This is a genomic window from Streptomyces sp. NPDC028368 (assembly GCF_055565615.1).
On sequence record NZ_JBVHTY010000024.1, the window covers coordinates 1 to 16,166 of the forward strand.

The window sequence follows — 16,166 nt, forward strand, 5'->3', positions numbered from 1 at the left end:
AACAACCCAGACCCTTCACCTGGACGAAAACAGCCGACGAAATCCTCGACAAAATCGCCGCCTACTGCCACCGAATCTCTGACTCAGGTCACTAGGGCGTTTCCTTCGGATCAAAACGCTGCATCAACAGACTCAAGCAGTGGCGCGGCCTCGCCACCCGATACGACAAGACCGCCGCCATCTACCAAGCAGCACTCCGCCTCGCGGCCATCCACGTCTGGACTGCCGATGATCCGAAGGAAACGGCCTGGCCGACTACTCGCTTGGTGATCCAACGTTACCGGCCGGTCACTGGATGAACAGAAGGTTTCGGAGTCTTCCGTGTGAGTGCACCAACTCGCCGACACATAAAGGGAGTTCATAGATTGCTGGTCGGTGACCGTGCTCTACTGCCGTGGTGCGACAGGGACATGACGATCAACCGGAAGGCTTTACCTGTGCATAGACCTCGCACCCGCAGAACGGTTTCGGCTGCTCTGCTCGCGTTAGCGCTGATCCCCGCGACCCTGACGACCGCGACGGCGGCCGACGCTCCCTCTCCGGCCGCTGCGCCGCCGGTGACGACCGGCGTCCAGAGCGCCGACGAGCAGGCCGTGCGGGATTTCTGGACCCCGGCCCGCATCAAGTCCGCCGTCGACAACGAAGTGGGCGACCAGGCCGCCAACGCAGCCGCCGCCAAGCAGGCCGCCACCAAAGCAGCGGCCAAGCAGGACACCGCCCCGGGCGCCGGCAAGCAGCTCGGCCTCACCGCACAGGCCCCGCGGATCCTGCCTTCCGCCGCCGGTGGGAACCGAAGCGCTGTCGCTCCTGCGACCGACGTACCCGAGATGCCCCACGCTGAGCCCGTCCCGTTCCCGCAGTCGTAGCCGGCCGTCGTCGTCGGCAAGATTTTGTTCGTCGACCATGAGGGCAAGGAGCACGGCTGTAGCGGCGCGTCGATCGCGGCCGACGGCAACAACACCGTGTGGACTGCCGGTCACTGTGTTCACCCCGGCGACGGATCCGGCGCCCCTGGGTTCTACGACAAGGTTCTGTTCATCCCCGGGTACAAGAGGGACCCCGACAACCCGACCGACCCCACCGCCTACCAAGCGCCCTGGGGCAAGTGGGTCGCCAAGTCGTTTGTTTCACCAACCGGCTGGACCGAGGACGGGGATCTTCTCTGGGCTGACATGGCGGCCTTCACCGTCACCGCTCCGCCGGAGTACACGAACCTGACCGATACGGTTGGCGCGCTGGGCTACAAGTTCGGGTCGGGCCCGGACTGGTCCGACGCGATCGACTCCGGGTTCCCCGGCGACGGATACAAGCGCACCGACATGGACGGGTACACGCAGTTCTACTGCACCGGTCACACCGAGGATGCCAGCGACATGTTCCCGCTGGATGACCGGCTGCTGATGCGCTGCGACATGGGGCACGGCTCGTCGGGCGGCCCGATGGCCAACACCGACGGCCAGATCATCGGCGCGAACAGCCACGGTGAAGACGACGGCAACGGGCACCCGGCCAGCGACAAGATGTGGTCCTCGGCTCATGAGGACAACGCCGTCTCCGTGATCGACAAGATCAACGAACTCAACTGACGCACCCTGAAGCACTGGGGTCCCCGCATCCGCGACCGGATGCGGGGACCTTTTTGGTGTGCGGCCCTACTGGGCGGCTGTGCCGGTCTTGCGCCTGCGTGTCGCCCACACCACGGCGCCGCCCGTCAGGACTGTGCCGACCGCGACGATGACCGTCTTCCCCTGGCGCGTCGCCCACGCGGCGCCCGGCTGCGGCCCGGCAAACCCTGGGTCGATGTCGGCGCCCTTCGGGGTGTTCATCGACTGCTGGTGGATGTAGCGGCCCCGGATCTCGCCGGTGGTCAGCAACTCCCACCCGTCCGGCTTGGTCTTGCCCGCCTTCTTCAGTTCGGTTGTCCACGCGGTGACGAGGCCCTCACGGGTTGTCGGCATGTCATGGGCGGCTGCTGATTCGGGCTGGACGGTCACCGTGGCGTCGTTGTCCATCGCGGCGGTGACTGCGAGGGTTGCGCCGACGCCGACGAGGAACGCCGATGCTGCGGTCACCCATACTTTTGTGCTCATGGTGCTCCCTTCGTGTCGCGCTGGTCCCACGGTGCCACAAGTGGGCGTGTCTGCCAGGTGGTTGGGGATGACTGCGGCCCCGGCACCACGGGGGTGTGGTACTGGTCCGTTAGGGCCTCGTGTTCTTCTTGTCCGCCGGTCACACTCGCGCCGGGGTCATGGCGGCCAACGCCAAAGGGCCGCGCGTTTACGACTGGGCAGCCGCCCGTCTGCCGGTGATCGATGCCTTCGACGGCGACCGGCCCACCCGTCAGCGGTGGGCGTTGGCCCGCCGCAGTCCGGCCCGACCGGACGAGATCGCCTACTACCTCGCCTACGCACCCAACAGCACCAGCGTCGCCGACCTGGCCCGGGTCGCCGGCTCGCGCTGGGCGATCGAGGAACCTTCCGGGCAGCGAAGCACGAATGCGGCCTTGACCAGTACGAAGTCCGCCGCTACCCGGGCTGGTACCGGCACATCACCCTGGCCATGCTCACCCACGCCTTCCTGGCCGCCGTCGCAGCCCAGGCCACCGAAAGGGGGCCGCAGAAACGACCCCACCAGCACCATCCGCTTCACCGTGGCAGAAGTCCGCCGACTCTTGGACGCTCTGCTGCTTCGCCCCACACCCCGCCTCGCACCAGCCACCCATGCCCTGAACTGGTCTCTCTGGCGCAGACAGCACCAAGCCATTGCCCGCCACTGCCACTACCGAAGAAGAATCAGCTCAGGCAACGATTTCTGACGGGAGTACGTCGTTCTGGGGACGCGGCGGCCACAGCAACGGCCGGGCCGAAGCCGCTCGGCCGACCCACGGCAGCAAGCCGGCGAGACCACTGGCGCCGTGGGGATCAGTGGCGCTATGGATGATGTCGAATCAGCCAAGGCTCGACGGCAGGTGCTGGATCAGCGTCTTTTCGCTGACGCCGTCCAGGCAGCGCTTGAGTTCGCTGAACCGCTTCGCCCCGTCGCTCAGCGCCCAGCGCCCAGCGAATGGGCGCCTACCACCTACCACCTACCACATCGATTGCGGCGTCTGTCCCGGACACGAAGGTCGTCGGGCACTTGCCTTGTGAACGCCGTGGCGGCCGGGTTCGGGCGGCTCGACGTTCTTGTCAACAACGCCGCGAGCTATCTCGGCGGCAGGTTCGCTGAAATCGCGGCGGGGATCGTGTTTCTCGCCGGGCCAGAGGCGTCTTTCATCACCGGCGCCGTTCTCGATATCGACGGTGGCTATCTGGCCTGATCACCTGCCGCGTACGGCGACGCCGGGGCTCGGGTCCGGGGCGGTGCACGACGGATCACCGGTCGCCATTGCCGGCGCCGCAGCGTCTGCGAACGGGGCGGCTGAGACGGTCACTTTACGGTCGCGCTCTCCAGCACCGTGTCGACCTCTTTCCGCTCGTTCGGCCCGGCCGGCTGGGCGACGCCGAGGAGGAAGGCCGAGTGGCTGTTGTCCGCGGCGATCAGTGTCAGGCGGAGATGGCCTGTGTCGCCTTTTCTGTCCTTCACCTTGAGCGCCACGGTGTGTGCGGGGCGGCCGCTGACTGCCGTGGCCCGGGACTCCTCGAGCGTCGCGCCTTGGTCCGGGTAGAAGAACTCCGCGTTCGACCGGGCCGCGGACTCCGCCTGCTGCTTCAGGGCGGATTGCGGAATGCTACGGGCTCGGCCGGCGAGTACGACACTGCCTCCCTCGTCGTGGGCACGCTTGGTGGCGATCGACGACGTGAACGCCCCGATCAGTTTGTCGCGCTTCTTGTTCTCCCAGCCTTCCGGTATCGCGTAGGAGAGTCCGGCCTTCCCGTCCGTCACACGCGGCCTGCCGGCCAGTGGCGAACTACCCTTGTCGTCACCTCGCGTCAGCCACCAAGCGGTGGCGGTCCCGCCGACTGCCAGGAGGACCAGTACGGCGACGATGCCGGCCATCAGCGCCCGTCGGTTCCGCGGTCGGGCGGCCGGGAGCGGCAGATCGGGCGGGCGCGGCGGCGGGTCGGCGAGAGGTGACGTCATGGCACCAGCATCCGGCCCCGGCCGTCCTCCGTCCTGAGCGTTCTTACTCAGTCCACTACTCAGATCCCCAGAGCGATCGCTGGACGACGGAGCCGGGCGCGGGACCGGCCAGGAGGGCGGGGAGGGCCGGGAGGGCGGGAGGACGGGAGGGCGGGGCCGGACAGTCTCGTCACCGGTCGGGCCCCGGATACGGCCGCCGGGTGCCGGAGCCTCCCGTCCACCCGCCTCGGCCCGTCACCCCCGTTTTCCCCGTGTACGCGACCCACCCGACCCACCCGAACAACTACTTCGCTGCTGCTCCCACATCGTGGGTTACCGCTCCAGCAGGCCGGTCCGCGGTCATGTCGCTATGCCGACTCCCCGCCAGTGGTTCCGGCGTAGTGCTCGGCAATCTCGTCGCTGGTCGTCAACCACACGCCGGGGTGGTTCGCGACGTACTCGAGTGCCTGGTCCAGGTACTTGTGCCGGAACGGCTGGTTGATGACGAACGGGTGCAGGACCAGCGACATCACCCGGCCGCTCTCCGCAGAATCGTCGTAGAGCTGGTCCAACTGGTCTTTGACGATCTGAACGAAGTCCGGCCCACTGAGGCTTTTGCCGACGAACAGGCTGATGTCATTGACCTCGATGGAATACGGCACGCTCAGCATTCCAGGCACGTTCAGCCGGTACGGCTGGTCGTCGTTGGACCAGTCCTGATCAACCGCCAGATGCCCACCCGGGGCCCGTAATCGCGCCAGCCGTAGTTCAACGGATCCGGCGCCAGCCCCGCGGTACCCGGAAAGATGCTCGTCGAGGGACGGTCGACCTGGTAGTGCTCGACGTTCACTCCGACGTAGAAGGCAACCCTGGCGCCACCCGGCCAGTGGATCGCCTCACGCTCGATGATCGGGCTGTAGTCGAAGAGCTGGTTGTCCATCAGAACTCACCTCGTGTGCGCTGTGTGCTGTGTGCTGCGGTTTCGCTTGATGTCCATGCTCGAACCATCACATTGATGTGAAGGTCAACGCGCCATGACGTGACGCCGGGCACATGCATAATCGGGGCGACCGCTGGTACGTATCGTGCTCACCCTGCCGGCCCTCCGGGGCTACGAGGAGCGGGAGTTGGGCGCCGGAGGGCGAGCCCCCGAGCGGCCGCCACGCACCCAGGCCGACTTCGGCCGGACGCTCGCGCAGCCGGCGGCGCCGCGTCGTGCAGCCGCGCCGCCGGGCTGCCGGGCTGCCGGGCTGCCGGCCAAAGGGCGCCGTGCACCGCGTGCCGCCGGGCAGGCGCCAGCACCGACGCCGGCGCCACCACTGGCACCATCGATGGCGCCAATGTCGGCGCCTGCGAGGAAATTGCGGCCGCCGACCCCAATCACCCGCCGCCCCCCACTCCACCCCGACATCCCCCGCCTCGTAAAACCGCAGATCACAGCCCCACTCACCACCCGAGCGCCCCCCTCAAGCCCCACCCAAGCCCCCCTCAAGCCCCCCCTCAAGGCCGCCCCCGCAGGTCCTCCACAGACCCTTCCCGAGCCCACCGAAGCCCCCATCAACCCTCTCATGGCGCCATCCCCGCACCACCATGACTTGTCATGGCGCCACAGTGATGCCATAGTGGCGTCATGGACCTCACCCCCTACGTCGACAACCTCCGCCACGAACTCGCGGTCGCCGCGGGTGCGGGCGGGGACGAGGCCCGCGCCCTGGCCGAGCGGCTCACCGCGCCCCTGGAGTCCGCCGCTCGGCTCGCCTTGCTGAATGCGCTGTCGGTCGCCATGGACGAGATCACCCGGGAGCTGGCGCCGGGCTCGGTCGATGTACGGCTGCGCGGACTCGACCCCGAATTCGTGGTGACGCCACCGCCGGGCCAGGAGTCGTACCAGGAGCCGTACGAGAACACCGAGGTGCGCGAGAGCGCGCCGAGTGGGGTCCGAGCTCCCGTGCCGCCGGTTGCTTCGGACAGCGACGAGGGCGGTACGGCGCGCATCAACTTCCGGCTTCCCGCCCACCTCAAGACCCGGGTAGAGGACGCCGCGGGGCAAGAAGGCCTCTCGGCGAACGCCTGGCTGGTACGAGCCGTCACCACCGCCCTGGAACCGGGCGACCTGGAACCAGGCGACCTGGGCCGTCCCGCCGGCCGCGGCAGCCGCCTGGGCGGGCAGGGCCGTACCGGCTGGGTCCGCTAGCGGCCGGCCGGCCCGCACACAGCACCACTTGCCATCACCCGCCCGACCAGCGGGAATTGACACCAGAGCCATGAGGACGAGACAGCCATGCCAGATTTCGACACTCCCGACCCGATCACCGTCACCCTCGAATTCGACATCGGAGCCGCCCGGATCACGGCAAGCCGGCCAACGGCCGTATCTCCGTCGGCGTCGCGCAGGCCGGAGTCGACGCCAAGACCGCCAACGGCGGCATCCGGATCGGTGAAGTGGAGCGCGGCCGGATCGTACTTCAGGTGACATCGTGATCCGCCGCTCCTGACCTGCCCCCCGCAGCACCGACTGGTCTACCGGCCCACCGCGCAGCAGCGACCGGTCCACAGGCCCACCGCGCAGCAGCGACGTGACCATCCACAACAGAAAAGAGACATGGCTGCCATGCACGCATCCACCGCAACCGCCCTTTCCACGGCGATCACAGCCGTCGGGTTGTCCAAGTCCTATGGCGACAAGCTGGTGCTGGACGGTATCGATCTGCGCATCCCGGAGGGCACGGTCTTCGGGCTGCTCGGCCCCAACGGCGCCGGCAAGACCACCACCGTGGAGATCCTTTCCACGCTCATCCCGGCCGACGCCGGCGAGGCGTACGTCGCGGGCCACGATTTGGCCCGGCAGTCCGATGCCGTACGCCGCGCGATCGGCGTCACCGGCCAGTTCTCGGCGGTGGACAACCTGCTCACCGCCAAGGAGAACCTGCTCCTCATGGCGAACCTGCACCATCTGGACCGCCGCGAAGGCCGCCGGCGCGCGACCGAACTCCTGCGCCGCTTCGACCTCGACGAGGCGGCCGCCAAGCCCGTTGTCACCTTCTCCGGCGGTATGCGCCGCAAGCTCGACCTCGCGATGACCCTGGTCGGCAACCCTCGCATCATCTTCCTCGACGAGCCGACCACCGGCCTCGACCCACGCAGCCGCCGCACGATGTGGGAGATCATCCGCGGCCTGGTCGCCGACGACGGCGTGACCATCTTCCTGACGACGCAGTACCTGGAAGAGGCGGACCAGCTCGCCGACCGGATCGCGGTCCTGGACCACGGAAAGCTGGTCGCCGAAGGCACCGCCGAGGAACTCAAGCGCCGTATCCCCGGTGGCCACATCCGTCTCCGGTTCCCCGACGCGTACGGACTCGAATCGGCCGCCGCCCTCTTCGACTCCGCGGCGCGCGACAGCGAAGCGCTCACCCTGCACATCCCCAGCGACGGCAGCATTCCCGCCCTGCGAGCCGTCCTCGACGTCCTGGACAACGCCTCGATCGAGGCCGAGACGCTCACCGTGCACACCCCGGATCTCGACGACGTCTTCCTCACTCTCACCGGCCGGCCCCGCTCCGGCGATGCGGCCACCAACTCCCTTAAGGAGAACGTCAGATGACCACCAACACCCTGTCCTATGCCGTCAGCGACTCGGCGACAATGCTGCGGCGCAACCTGAAGCACGCGCTGCGCTACCCCTCCATGACGATCTCGGTCATCGCGATGCCCGTCATGATGCTGCTCCTGTTCAACTACGTCTTCGGCGGCGCGCTGGGTACGGGCATCGGCGGTACGTCCACCGGCGGCGTCGCATACATCGACTACGTCGCCCCCGGCATCATCCTGATGGCCGCGACCTCCGGAGCCCTGGCCACCGCGGTCGGCGTCTGCGTCGACATGACCGAAGGCATCGTCAACCGGTTCCGCACGATGGCGATCTCCCGCGCATCGTTCCTGACCGGGCATGTCGTCGGCAGCGTGATCCAGACGCTGGTCAGCATCGCGCTCGTCATCGGCGTCGCGCTCCTGATGGGCTTCAGGCCCAACGCCACGCCCATCGAGTGGCTCGCCGCCGCCGGTCTCCTCGCTCTGGTCGCCCTGGCGCTCACCTGGCTGGCGGCCGCGATCGGCCTGGTGGCCAAGAACCCCGAGACCGCCAGCAACATACCCATGCCGCTGCAGTTTCTCCCCTTCATCGGCAGCGCCATCGTCCCGCCGGAGTCGATGCCGACCGGGTTGCGCTGGTTCGCCGAGTACCAGCCCTTCACGCCGATCATCGAGACGCTGCGGGGGCTGCTGATGGGCACGGAGATCGGCAACAGCGCGATCGCCGCGGTCGCTTGGGGCGTCGGCCTCAGCCTGGCCGGCTACCTGTGGGCCCGGACGGCCTTCAACCGCGGCGCGAAGCGGTAGCGCGCAGCGGTCCGGCACCAAGCGCTACAGCGCCGAGCGGTAGGGCGTCAAGCGGTAGGGCGTCAAGCCGCACGCAGACACTGCAACAAGCCACTCCCCCCTCCGCTGCGGCAAGCCGCGCCACCACGCCACGTCACTCCGTACGGCAGCGCTCACCCCACGTCAACGTTCACCGCACGTCATTCATCACCCGAGGACAACCATGCCTTACGAACCGTCGACCGACTCAACCAACTCAACAGAGCCGGCCACCCGGCAAGCAGCGCCGCGCTCCGAGCCGGTGTCACTGCCGACGGCCCGCCCCACGGACTGTCCCTTCGACCCGCCCGCCGAGCTGGCGCAGCTGCGCGAACAGCAGCCGCTCATCCGGATGCGCTACCCAGACGGGCACGCGGGCTGGCTGGCCACCGGGCACTCCGTGGTCCGGGCGATACTCGCCGATCCCCGCTTCAGCTCGCGGCAGGAGCTCATGCATCACCCGCTCGCCGACATCGGCGAACTGCCCCCGGCTCCGGTCGGCGACATGACCGGTATGGACGCCCCCGAGCACACCCGCTACCGGCGGCTGCTCATGGGCAAGTTCACCGTCCGCCGGATGCGCGCGCTCACCGAACGCGTCGAGCAGATCACCGCCGACCACCTCGACGCCATGGAGCGCCAGGGCGGGCCGGTGGACCTGGTCGAGGCGTACGCCCAGCCCATCCCCGCGCTGATGATCTGCGAACTGCTGGGTGTGCCCTACGCCGACCGGGAGATCTTCCAGCGTCATACGACGACGTTGCTCACCCAGGGCTCCAGCCAGGATCAGCAGTACGCCGCGATGACCGCGCTTCAGGAGTACCTGCACGAGCTGGTGGCGGCCAAGCGCGCCGAGCCCACCGACGACCTGCTCAGCGACCTGACCAGCAGCGACCTCACCGATGAGGAGCTCACGGGCATCGGAGGCCTCCTGCTGGCCGCCGGTCTCGACACCACGGCCAACATGCTCGCGCACGGTACCTTCGCGCTGCTGAGCAACCCGGACCAGCTCGCCGCCCTGCGCAGCGATCCGGATCTTGCCGACCAGGCCGTCGAGGAGCTGATGCGCTACCTGAGCATCGCCGACCCCGGGGCGCGGTCAGCGCTGGAAGACGTCGAGCTGAACGGTCGGCTGATCAAGGCCGGCGAGACGGTCACCCTCTCGCTCCAGGCCGCCAACCGTGACCCGGCGCGCTTCGACGACCCCGACGTCCTCGATCTGCACCGCAAGGCCACCGGACACCTGGGCTTCGGCCACGGCATCCATCAGTGCCTGGGCCAGCAGCTGGCCCGCGTCGAGATGCGCGTCGCCCTTCCCGCGCTCCTGACCCGCTTCCCGACCCTCCGCCTGGCCGTCCCACCCGAGGACGTGCCCCTGCGCACCAACATGAACATCTACGGCGTGCGCAAGCTCCCGGTCACCTGGGACAAGGAGTAACCCGGTGAAACTCAGCATCGACCGCGACCGCTGCGTCAGCGCCGGTATGTGCGCACTGACCGCCCCCGAAGTGTTCGATCAGGACACCGAGGACGGCCGGATAGTGCTCCTGCAACCCCAGCCGCCGCACCAGCACCGCACAGCCGCCCGCGAGGCCGCCGGGTTATGCCCCGCCGCGGCGATCGCCATCGTCGAGCAGGACGCCAACTGAGAGCGCCGTGAGGGGACAGCCGCCCGCTGGTCGGGCGGCTGTCCCAGGCGGACCCGGAGGAGCAGGAGGACCCGGGACCCGGGGACCCGGAGTGCCCGTAGGACCCGTAGGACCCGGCATGACGGCCGGCATCCGGCGGCCCACGCCGGGCACTGCCTCGTACTCACCGGCGACCGTGCCCTCGATTACGTGCACCGCATCCCGTCGCAACCCTCAGCGACCACGAGGGCGGTCGTAGGGGTGGTGTCACGGCCGTGGCTTGACGAAATGGCCATGTCCGATCTTGACTGCCGTGGTCCCCACCCCGGGTAGTTCCCCTTACCAAAGGTCTCGCGAACATGACGGTTGACGTCTCCGCCGCCACTGAAGTCGGGCAGTTCCTGCTCGGCGACTCGTTTCCTTGCCTGGCCGGCCGTTCGGCCTGGCGGCAGGGCGGGATCACCCATTGCCATTACACATCGTTCGGGGACGACGTGTCGGCCCAGCAGATGGCCGCTGATCTGCAGGCGTACGTGGCGGCGGTGGACTGGAGCGCCAAGCCCTTCACGAGCTTTGTGGCCACCTTCTCGGGCCCGCTGATGGTCTCGGAGGTCGAGTTCGAACGGCTGATGTGGCGGCAGCTGCAGGCCGTACACGATCATGACAGCCGCACGCACGCCTGGGCCGATGGCTACGACCAGGATCCGTCGTCCGGCGCTTTCGCGTACAGCGTCGCCGGGCACCCGTTCTTTGTGATCGGGCTGCACGAGACACACAGCCGTATCGGCCGCCGCCCGCCCTTCCCGATGCTCGCCTTCAATTCCCACGCCCAGTTCGACCGAATAAAGGCCGCCGGCCTGTGGGACCGGCTGCAGGAGAAGATCCGCAAGCAGGACATCGAGCTGCAGGGCAATATCAATCCCAACCTCGTGGAATACGAGATGCTCTCCGAGGCCCGACGCTATTCGGGCCGCCGCAAGCCGGCCGATTGGGCGTGCCCCTTCTCCGCTCGGGTCTGAGCCCGGCGGCGCCGCGCGGGAGCTGCAGACCCGGCCGACCGTACGAGGATGCCGCCTGGCGGGCCGGTGCCCGGGGCAGGGGGCAGGGGGCAGGAGCCCGCGGTGAGGCCGGCGTAGCGGCCGAGTAGACGGCGAGCAGGGGCCCGGGGCAGGCGGACCGGCGGGCTGTGCCCCCGGGCGTCGCCGGCGCGGCCCCCGTGGATCAAGTCCGGCAGCAGGCCGACAGTCATCCGATCGGCACGTCCGTTCTGACAGGTGATGGGTGTGGACCATTCCGGCCCCGTTCAGGTTCTGGCCACGCTCACCGCACACGATTTCGGAAGGAGATGTTCCGCTTGGTGACACCGCTGTGGCCGGCCCTCCGGTCGCGGCACGGAGGGCCTCATGGCCGGTATCGAAACCCCCACCAACCGTCGTCGATTCCTTCTCACCTCCGGCGCCGCCGTCGCCGGGACCGGGGCCGCATTGGTGCTGCCGGGCCAGCGCCGCGTGAGTGCGGCTGCGGACACCCCGCCCGCGCAGTCCGGCCCCCGGCTGTCGCCGGCAGCCCCTGGCGCCGGGCGAGCGGCTCCGTACGGGGCCACGACCCTGGAGACAACGGCGCGCCTCGCCGGCAGCGGCGGCTATCGGCGCATCGTCTCCGGCCCCGGTTGGCCGATGGTCGTCCGGCCCGAGCTCGCCACTGCCCGAAGCGGGCGCCAGGACCGGCGGACGGCGCTGGCGTGCTTCGTACAGTTCACCGATCTGCATGTGGCCGATGTCCAAAGTCCTTTGCGTACCGAGTTCCTGCGCGCCGGGTCGGCGGGGTCGTGGCGGGCGCAGGAGGCGCTGTCGGTGGCCGGCTCCGTGTCACTTGTCGAGCAGGTCAACGCGCTCGGCGGCGGTCCGCACACCGGTCGGCCCCCGGCGTTCGTCATGTCCACCGGGGACAACATCGACAACCACTCCGCGGTGGAGCTGGAGTGGTTCCTCACCCTCATGAGCGGTGGCCGCATCACGCCCAACACCGGTGACCCGACAGCGTACGAAGGCGTGCAGAACTCCGGCCTGGCGATGTACTGGCATCCGGACGACGGCCTGCGCGACCAGGACAAGCGGCGCGGTCTGCCGCAGATACCCGGCTATCTGGACGCCGCGCTGCGGCCGGTGGTCAGCCCCGGACTGCGCGTCCCCTGGTACTCGACGCCCGGCAATCACGACGACCTGCCGGGCGGCTGTCTGGCGCCGCAGGATTCCGCACTGCGGGACTACATCACCGGGGCGCGCAAGCTGTTCTCCGTACCGGATACGGATGTGGCCGCCCTCGCGCGCGTACTGCAGAGCGGCGGCGACCCCAAGAGCACCGTGCTCAAGGAGATCCTGCGCCGCAATGCCGCCGGCGCCCGGACCGTGACCCCGGACGAGCGCCGGCGCATGGTCACGCCGCACGAGTACCTGCGTGCGCACCTGGACCCGGCCCACGCCGGAGCGGGACCGGCCGGACACGGATACGACGAGAACCACCTGGACGGCGAGCGGATGTACTACACGTTCGCCATCGCGGACGGGGTCATCGGCATCAGCATCGACACCACCTACCGCAGCGGCCACTACGAAGGGTCCCTGGACAGCGAACAACTCGGCTGGCTGGAGCGGACGTTGGCCGCGCACAGTTCCCGCTATTACGACGCGGACGGGCGGCTGGTGCGCAATTCCGGGGCCGATGACGCGCACGTTCTGATCTTCAGCCACCACCACAGCCCCAGCATGACGCGGCGCCCGGACGCGGCACGTACCGAGGAGAGGCGGCACGACGGCGAAGAGGTGATCGCGCTGCTCGGCCGGTTCCCGAACGTGGTCGCATGGCTCAACGGCCACAGTCACATCAACCGCATCACGCCGCACCCCCACCCCACGGCCGCCCGCTCCTTCTGGGAGGTCAACACCGCCTCACACGTGGACTATCCGCAGCACGCACGGCTGATCGAGCTCGTCGACAACCACGACGGCACCCTGTCGCTGTTCACCACCCTCATCGAATCCGCCGCACCGCACCGCACGGACTTCCACGACCTGTCGGCCGTGGGTCTCGCGTCCCTCTACCGCGAGCTGTCGTACAACGCCCCTGGTCTCGCCGCGGGCATGACCGGTGGTGTCCTCGACGCGATGGCGGGAACCGCGGCGGACCGCAATACGGAGCTTGTCGTGCGCCGGGCCTGACCGGGCCCGTACTTGGGGTGACCGCAGATGTGGCGCCGGCCGATGTGGCGCCTGCAGATGTGGTGCCTGCAGATGTGGCGCCGGCAGATGTGGTGCTACGCAGCGGGCACGGGGTATCACCCTTGGTAATCCGCCTTTGCGCTCCCGGGAGCTGCTCATGAAGCACACCCACCCCCTGCCCGGCGACATCGGACTCACCCAGATTTCCGGGGTCACCGGCCAGTTGATCCGTTTTGGACAGTGGATCAACAAAGACGGCTTCGCCGACTACGAACACGCCTTCCTGGTCCTGCCCGACGACCGGCTGCTGGAAGCCGAGCCGGGCGGGGCCCGCATCAGCCCCCTCACCCGATACAACGGCGCCAACGTGCTGTACGTCTGCCCGGAAGGGCTCACCGAGCAGCAGCGCACCGCCATCTGCGACGCGGCGACCCGGTACGTCGGAGTGCCCTACAGCTTCCTCGACTACCTCGCCATCGCCGCGCACCGCTTCCACCTGCCGCTTCCGGGGCTGCGCCGCTACATCGCCAGCACCCGCCACATGATCTGCTCCCAGCTCGTCGACCAGTGCTACCAGGACGCCGATGTGCATCTCTTCGCCGACGGCCGCTGGCCCGGCTATGTGACGCCGATGGCCCTGCACAACCTGCTCGCCCGCTGACCCGGGACCGAGCACACCGCGGCGGGACCGGCCCAGATCGTCGGCCCCGCCGCGGCGTGCCTCCGCAGTGCGCAGCCCATTGATCGGCCCACCATGCCGCGCGGTAACGTTTGCCGTGTCGTGGTCGGCAAGGCCGTGGTCGGCAAGAAGGCGCGGGCGAGGAGGTACGGACTGATGCGGAAGCAACCCGTACTCGTCTATGACGGGGACTGCGCTTTCTGCACCTCCGCGGTTCGGTTCGCCGAACGGCGCCTCCGCCCGCGCTGTGACGCAACGCCCTGGCAGTTCACCGATCTGGAGAAGCTCGGGATCGGTCAACGGCGGGCCGAGCACGAGGTGTTGTGGGTGACACCGGCCGGATCCGTGCACGGTGGAGCGCAGGCCGTCGCCAAGCTGCTGCTGAGCGCACACGGCGGATGGCCGCTCGTGGGTGCGTTGCTCACTCTTCCGCCCGTACGCTGGGCCACCCACGGCCTGTACAGACTTGTCGCGAACAATCGCCACCGCATGCCGGGCGGCACCGCGGCCTGCGCGCTGCCCACCGCCTCCCGCACCACACCGCAGCAGCCGTAACGGCCCTAGCAGTCGTGGCGGAATCACCGCCGTAGCGGATTTACCGCCGTAGCGGGATTTGCGGCTCAGGTGCCGGGCTTGCGGCCGTAGACGTAGACGTCATCGCCATTCCTGAGCAGGGACCAGTATTTCTTGGCGTCGTTGCCGCGCATATTGACGCAGCCGTGCGAGCCGGGGGCCGACCAGACGCTGCCGCTGATGGAGTGGAACGCCTGGCCGCCGTCGAAGAACTGGCTGTACGGCATCGCCACGTGGTAGAGCGTCGACACGTGGTGCAGGTGGCGCCAGTACACCTTCTTGGCGCCGGTGCGGGTCTCATAGCCGTCGCGGCCGGTGCGGACCGGGACGGGGCCGAACACCAGCTTCGATCCGTCCTGGATCCAGCTGAGCTGGCGGGTCAGGTCGACGCAGGCTATTCGCCCTTTGCCGGTCGGGCACTTGTGGGCCTTGTTCGGGTGGTGCCCGGCAGCCTGCTGCTGGGCGACGACGCGCATCACACCCCATGTGACGGGACCGGCATAGCCGATGTTCGGGGTGATGCCGTGGCTGGTCTGGAAGGCACGGATCGCCCGGCAGTCGGACGCCGACTGCCGCCCGTCCACCCGAAGCCCGAGGAACTTCTCGGCCTGCTTCTGATACGGGCCGCGGGCCGCGGTGCACGAGGAAGAGGAAACGGAAGCGGAGGAGAGGGAGGCGGCGGAGGTGGTGGACACGGCGGAGGCGGTGGAGCTGAAGGCCACCGTCAGGGGCACGGTCAACGCCGTGACGGCAAGCGCCGCACCCGCGCGGCGACCGGCGCCGGACCGCCGCTTGCGAAGGTTCAGAAGTCGTTTCATACCCGGTAGGACTATTTGCCCCTCCTGCCGGTTGCAGACGGACCCACCCGAAATATTGGGTACGTCGCACTTCGGCCACCCGGCCGCCCGGCCACACCTCAGGTGCGGCCGGGCGGCCCTTTGCTTGCGGTGGATCACCAGGAGTGTGCGACGTCCACGATCAGCTGATGGCCGGACTGCAGCACCCGGAACGGCAGCTTGGCCCGAGTGCCCAGGCCGACCTGGGTCTGCCCCTCGAAACTCGCCCCGAACTTGGTGTCCTTGAACGTCTTGTATCCCGTGATATTCACACCCGGCAGCGGCTTCCCGGCCTTCCCGGCATAGGTCTGCTTGCCGGTCGACGAGTCGTAGCTGGGCGCGGACACAAAGACCTGCAGGATGGCGCCGCCCTTGACCGGTATGAGGTCACCGGAGCCGTCCTGGTAGAACTTGTCGACATACCCGACGTGGTAGCCGACCTTGCCACCCGCACCGCTGATGTCGAAGACCATGCGGTCATAGCACGCGCTCTGGCTGGTCTTGATGTCCTTCAGCGGCTTGGCGTAGGCGTCCGTGGCCGACTTGTTGCCGCTGCCCCAGCCGGCCGGGCAAGCCTTGGCCGAGGTGGCCTTGCCCGCCGTGCCGGTCGCGGCATTGGCCGCCCCGGCCGTGGTCGCCAACCCGGCCGCAGCCAGCACGAGCACCGCGGCCGCTGTTCCCAACCGTCGCAAGATTTACCTCCACAGAAGAAATGAGTACAGAAGAAGTGATTACACGTGCATGCGGAAGGATGGGG

At 68.6% G+C, this 16,166-nt stretch carries 19 protein-coding genes and 2 pseudogenes; 14 read left to right on the top strand and 7 right to left on the bottom strand.

Translation table 11 applies throughout. The annotated features are described in order from the left end of the window. Positions 1 to 113: 113 nt before the first annotated feature. The 3 genes and pseudogenes from ACZ4S3_RS36570 to ACZ4S3_RS36580 all read left to right on the top strand — a co-directional run. A pseudogene (locus ACZ4S3_RS36570) lies at positions 114 to 299 on the top strand (hypothetical protein); the annotation flags it as partial. A 138-nt stretch (positions 300 to 437) separates the two neighbouring features. Beyond that, a complete protein-coding gene (locus ACZ4S3_RS36575) occupies positions 438 to 866 on the top strand; it encodes a hypothetical protein (protein ID WP_467942669.1) in 429 nt (142 codons plus the stop codon). Positions 867 to 890: 24 nt separating this feature from the next. Beyond that, positions 891 to 1,586, top strand: a complete 696-nt coding sequence (locus tag ACZ4S3_RS36580) for a trypsin-like serine peptidase (RefSeq protein WP_467942671.1) — start codon at positions 891 to 893, stop codon at positions 1,584 to 1,586. A gap of 66 nt (positions 1,587 to 1,652) precedes the next feature. On the opposite strand, the gene ACZ4S3_RS36585 is transcribed toward ACZ4S3_RS36580, so the two are convergent. Then, a complete protein-coding gene (locus ACZ4S3_RS36585; protein WP_467942673.1) occupies positions 1,653 to 2,090 on the bottom strand; it encodes a hypothetical protein in 438 nt (145 codons plus the stop codon). Between the two features lie 170 nt (positions 2,091 to 2,260). On the opposite strand from ACZ4S3_RS36585, the pseudogene ACZ4S3_RS36590 reads away from it, so the two are divergent. Next, a pseudogene (locus tag ACZ4S3_RS36590) lies at positions 2,261 to 2,622 on the top strand (IS701 family transposase); the annotation flags it as partial. Positions 2,623 to 2,947: 325 nt separating this feature from the next. On the opposite strand, the gene ACZ4S3_RS36595 reads toward ACZ4S3_RS36590, so the two are convergent. Beyond that, a complete protein-coding gene (locus tag ACZ4S3_RS36595) occupies positions 2,948 to 3,085 on the bottom strand; it encodes a winged helix-turn-helix transcriptional regulator (protein ID WP_467942675.1) in 138 nt (45 codons plus the stop codon). Between the two features lie 57 nt (positions 3,086 to 3,142). Between ACZ4S3_RS36595 and ACZ4S3_RS36600 the strand changes: the two genes are divergently transcribed. Then, entirely contained in the window at positions 3,143 to 3,316 is a 174-nt protein-coding gene (locus tag ACZ4S3_RS36600; RefSeq protein WP_467942677.1) for an SDR family oxidoreductase, read from the top strand. A gap of 110 nt (positions 3,317 to 3,426) precedes the next feature. On the opposite strand, the gene ACZ4S3_RS36605 is transcribed toward ACZ4S3_RS36600, so the two are convergent. The 3 genes from ACZ4S3_RS36605 to ACZ4S3_RS36615 all read right to left on the bottom strand — a co-directional run bounded on the left by ACZ4S3_RS36605 (position 3,427) and on the right by ACZ4S3_RS36615 (position 4,999). Next, positions 3,427 to 4,080 carry a hypothetical protein gene (locus ACZ4S3_RS36605; RefSeq protein WP_467942679.1) on the bottom strand — a complete coding sequence of 218 codons (654 nt, stop codon included), beginning with the start codon at positions 4,078 to 4,080 and terminating at the stop codon, positions 3,427 to 3,429. Between the two features lie 347 nt (positions 4,081 to 4,427). Continuing rightward, a complete protein-coding gene (locus ACZ4S3_RS36610; RefSeq protein ID WP_467942680.1) occupies positions 4,428 to 4,721 on the bottom strand; it encodes a hypothetical protein in 294 nt (97 codons plus the stop codon). Positions 4,722 to 4,741: 20 nt separating this feature from the next. Continuing rightward, positions 4,742 to 4,999: a hypothetical protein gene (locus ACZ4S3_RS36615; RefSeq protein ID WP_467942682.1), complete on the bottom strand. Its 258-nt coding sequence runs from the start codon at positions 4,997 to 4,999 to the stop codon at positions 4,742 to 4,744. A gap of 690 nt (positions 5,000 to 5,689) precedes the next feature. On the opposite strand from ACZ4S3_RS36615, the gene ACZ4S3_RS36620 reads away from it, so the two are divergent. The 9 genes from ACZ4S3_RS36620 to ACZ4S3_RS36660 all read left to right on the top strand — a co-directional run bounded on the left by ACZ4S3_RS36620 (position 5,690) and on the right by ACZ4S3_RS36660 (position 14,555). Continuing rightward, positions 5,690 to 6,253 (top strand): hypothetical protein, encoded by a 564-nt coding sequence (locus tag ACZ4S3_RS36620; protein WP_467942684.1) that lies wholly within the window; start codon positions 5,690 to 5,692, stop codon positions 6,251 to 6,253. Positions 6,254 to 6,670: 417 nt separating this feature from the next. After that, the gene (locus ACZ4S3_RS36625) at positions 6,671 to 7,663 is read left to right on the top strand and encodes an ATP-binding cassette domain-containing protein (protein ID WP_467942851.1); all 993 of its coding nucleotides are present in this window, start codon (positions 6,671 to 6,673) and stop codon (positions 7,661 to 7,663) included. Further along, complete coding sequence (locus ACZ4S3_RS36630) at positions 7,660 to 8,457, top strand: ABC transporter permease (RefSeq protein ID WP_467942686.1); 798 nt, start codon at positions 7,660 to 7,662, stop codon at positions 8,455 to 8,457. Before ACZ4S3_RS36625 ends, ACZ4S3_RS36630 begins: the two co-directional genes overlap by 4 nt. A 202-nt stretch (positions 8,458 to 8,659) precedes the next feature. Continuing rightward, the gene (locus ACZ4S3_RS36635; RefSeq protein ID WP_467942688.1) at positions 8,660 to 9,913 is read left to right on the top strand and encodes a cytochrome P450; all 1,254 of its coding nucleotides are present in this window, start codon (positions 8,660 to 8,662) and stop codon (positions 9,911 to 9,913) included. A gap of 4 nt (positions 9,914 to 9,917) precedes the next feature. Beyond that, on the top strand, positions 9,918 to 10,124 hold the full coding sequence (locus tag ACZ4S3_RS36640; RefSeq protein ID WP_467942690.1) for a ferredoxin: 207 nt from the start codon (positions 9,918 to 9,920) through the stop codon (positions 10,122 to 10,124). A 338-nt stretch (positions 10,125 to 10,462) separates the two neighbouring features. Further along, positions 10,463 to 11,122, top strand: coding sequence for a guanitoxin biosynthesis heme-dependent pre-guanitoxin N-hydroxylase GntA (gntA, locus tag ACZ4S3_RS36645; RefSeq protein ID WP_467942692.1), 660 nt, complete (start codon positions 10,463 to 10,465; stop codon positions 11,120 to 11,122). 384 nt (positions 11,123 to 11,506) lie between these two features. Continuing rightward, the gene (locus ACZ4S3_RS36650; RefSeq protein WP_467942694.1) at positions 11,507 to 13,321 is read left to right on the top strand and encodes a TIGR03767 family metallophosphoesterase; all 1,815 of its coding nucleotides are present in this window, start codon (positions 11,507 to 11,509) and stop codon (positions 13,319 to 13,321) included. Between the two features lie 157 nt (positions 13,322 to 13,478). Then, a complete protein-coding gene (locus ACZ4S3_RS36655; RefSeq protein ID WP_467942696.1) occupies positions 13,479 to 13,982 on the top strand; it encodes a hypothetical protein in 504 nt (167 codons plus the stop codon). 174 nt (positions 13,983 to 14,156) lie between these two features. Continuing rightward, positions 14,157 to 14,555: a thiol-disulfide oxidoreductase DCC family protein gene (locus ACZ4S3_RS36660; RefSeq protein ID WP_467942698.1), complete on the top strand. Its 399-nt coding sequence runs from the start codon at positions 14,157 to 14,159 to the stop codon at positions 14,553 to 14,555. A gap of 65 nt (positions 14,556 to 14,620) precedes the next feature. Here ACZ4S3_RS36660 and ACZ4S3_RS36665 read toward each other — a convergent pair whose 3' ends face one another. Both ACZ4S3_RS36665 and ACZ4S3_RS36670 read right to left on the bottom strand, forming a co-directional pair. Continuing rightward, entirely contained in the window at positions 14,621 to 15,391 is a 771-nt protein-coding gene (locus ACZ4S3_RS36665; protein WP_467942700.1) for a L,D-transpeptidase family protein, read from the bottom strand. Between the two features lie 134 nt (positions 15,392 to 15,525). Next, a complete protein-coding gene (locus ACZ4S3_RS36670) occupies positions 15,526 to 16,101 on the bottom strand; it encodes an AMIN-like domain-containing (lipo)protein (protein ID WP_467942702.1) in 576 nt (191 codons plus the stop codon). Between the last annotated feature and the right edge of the window lie 65 nt (positions 16,102 to 16,166).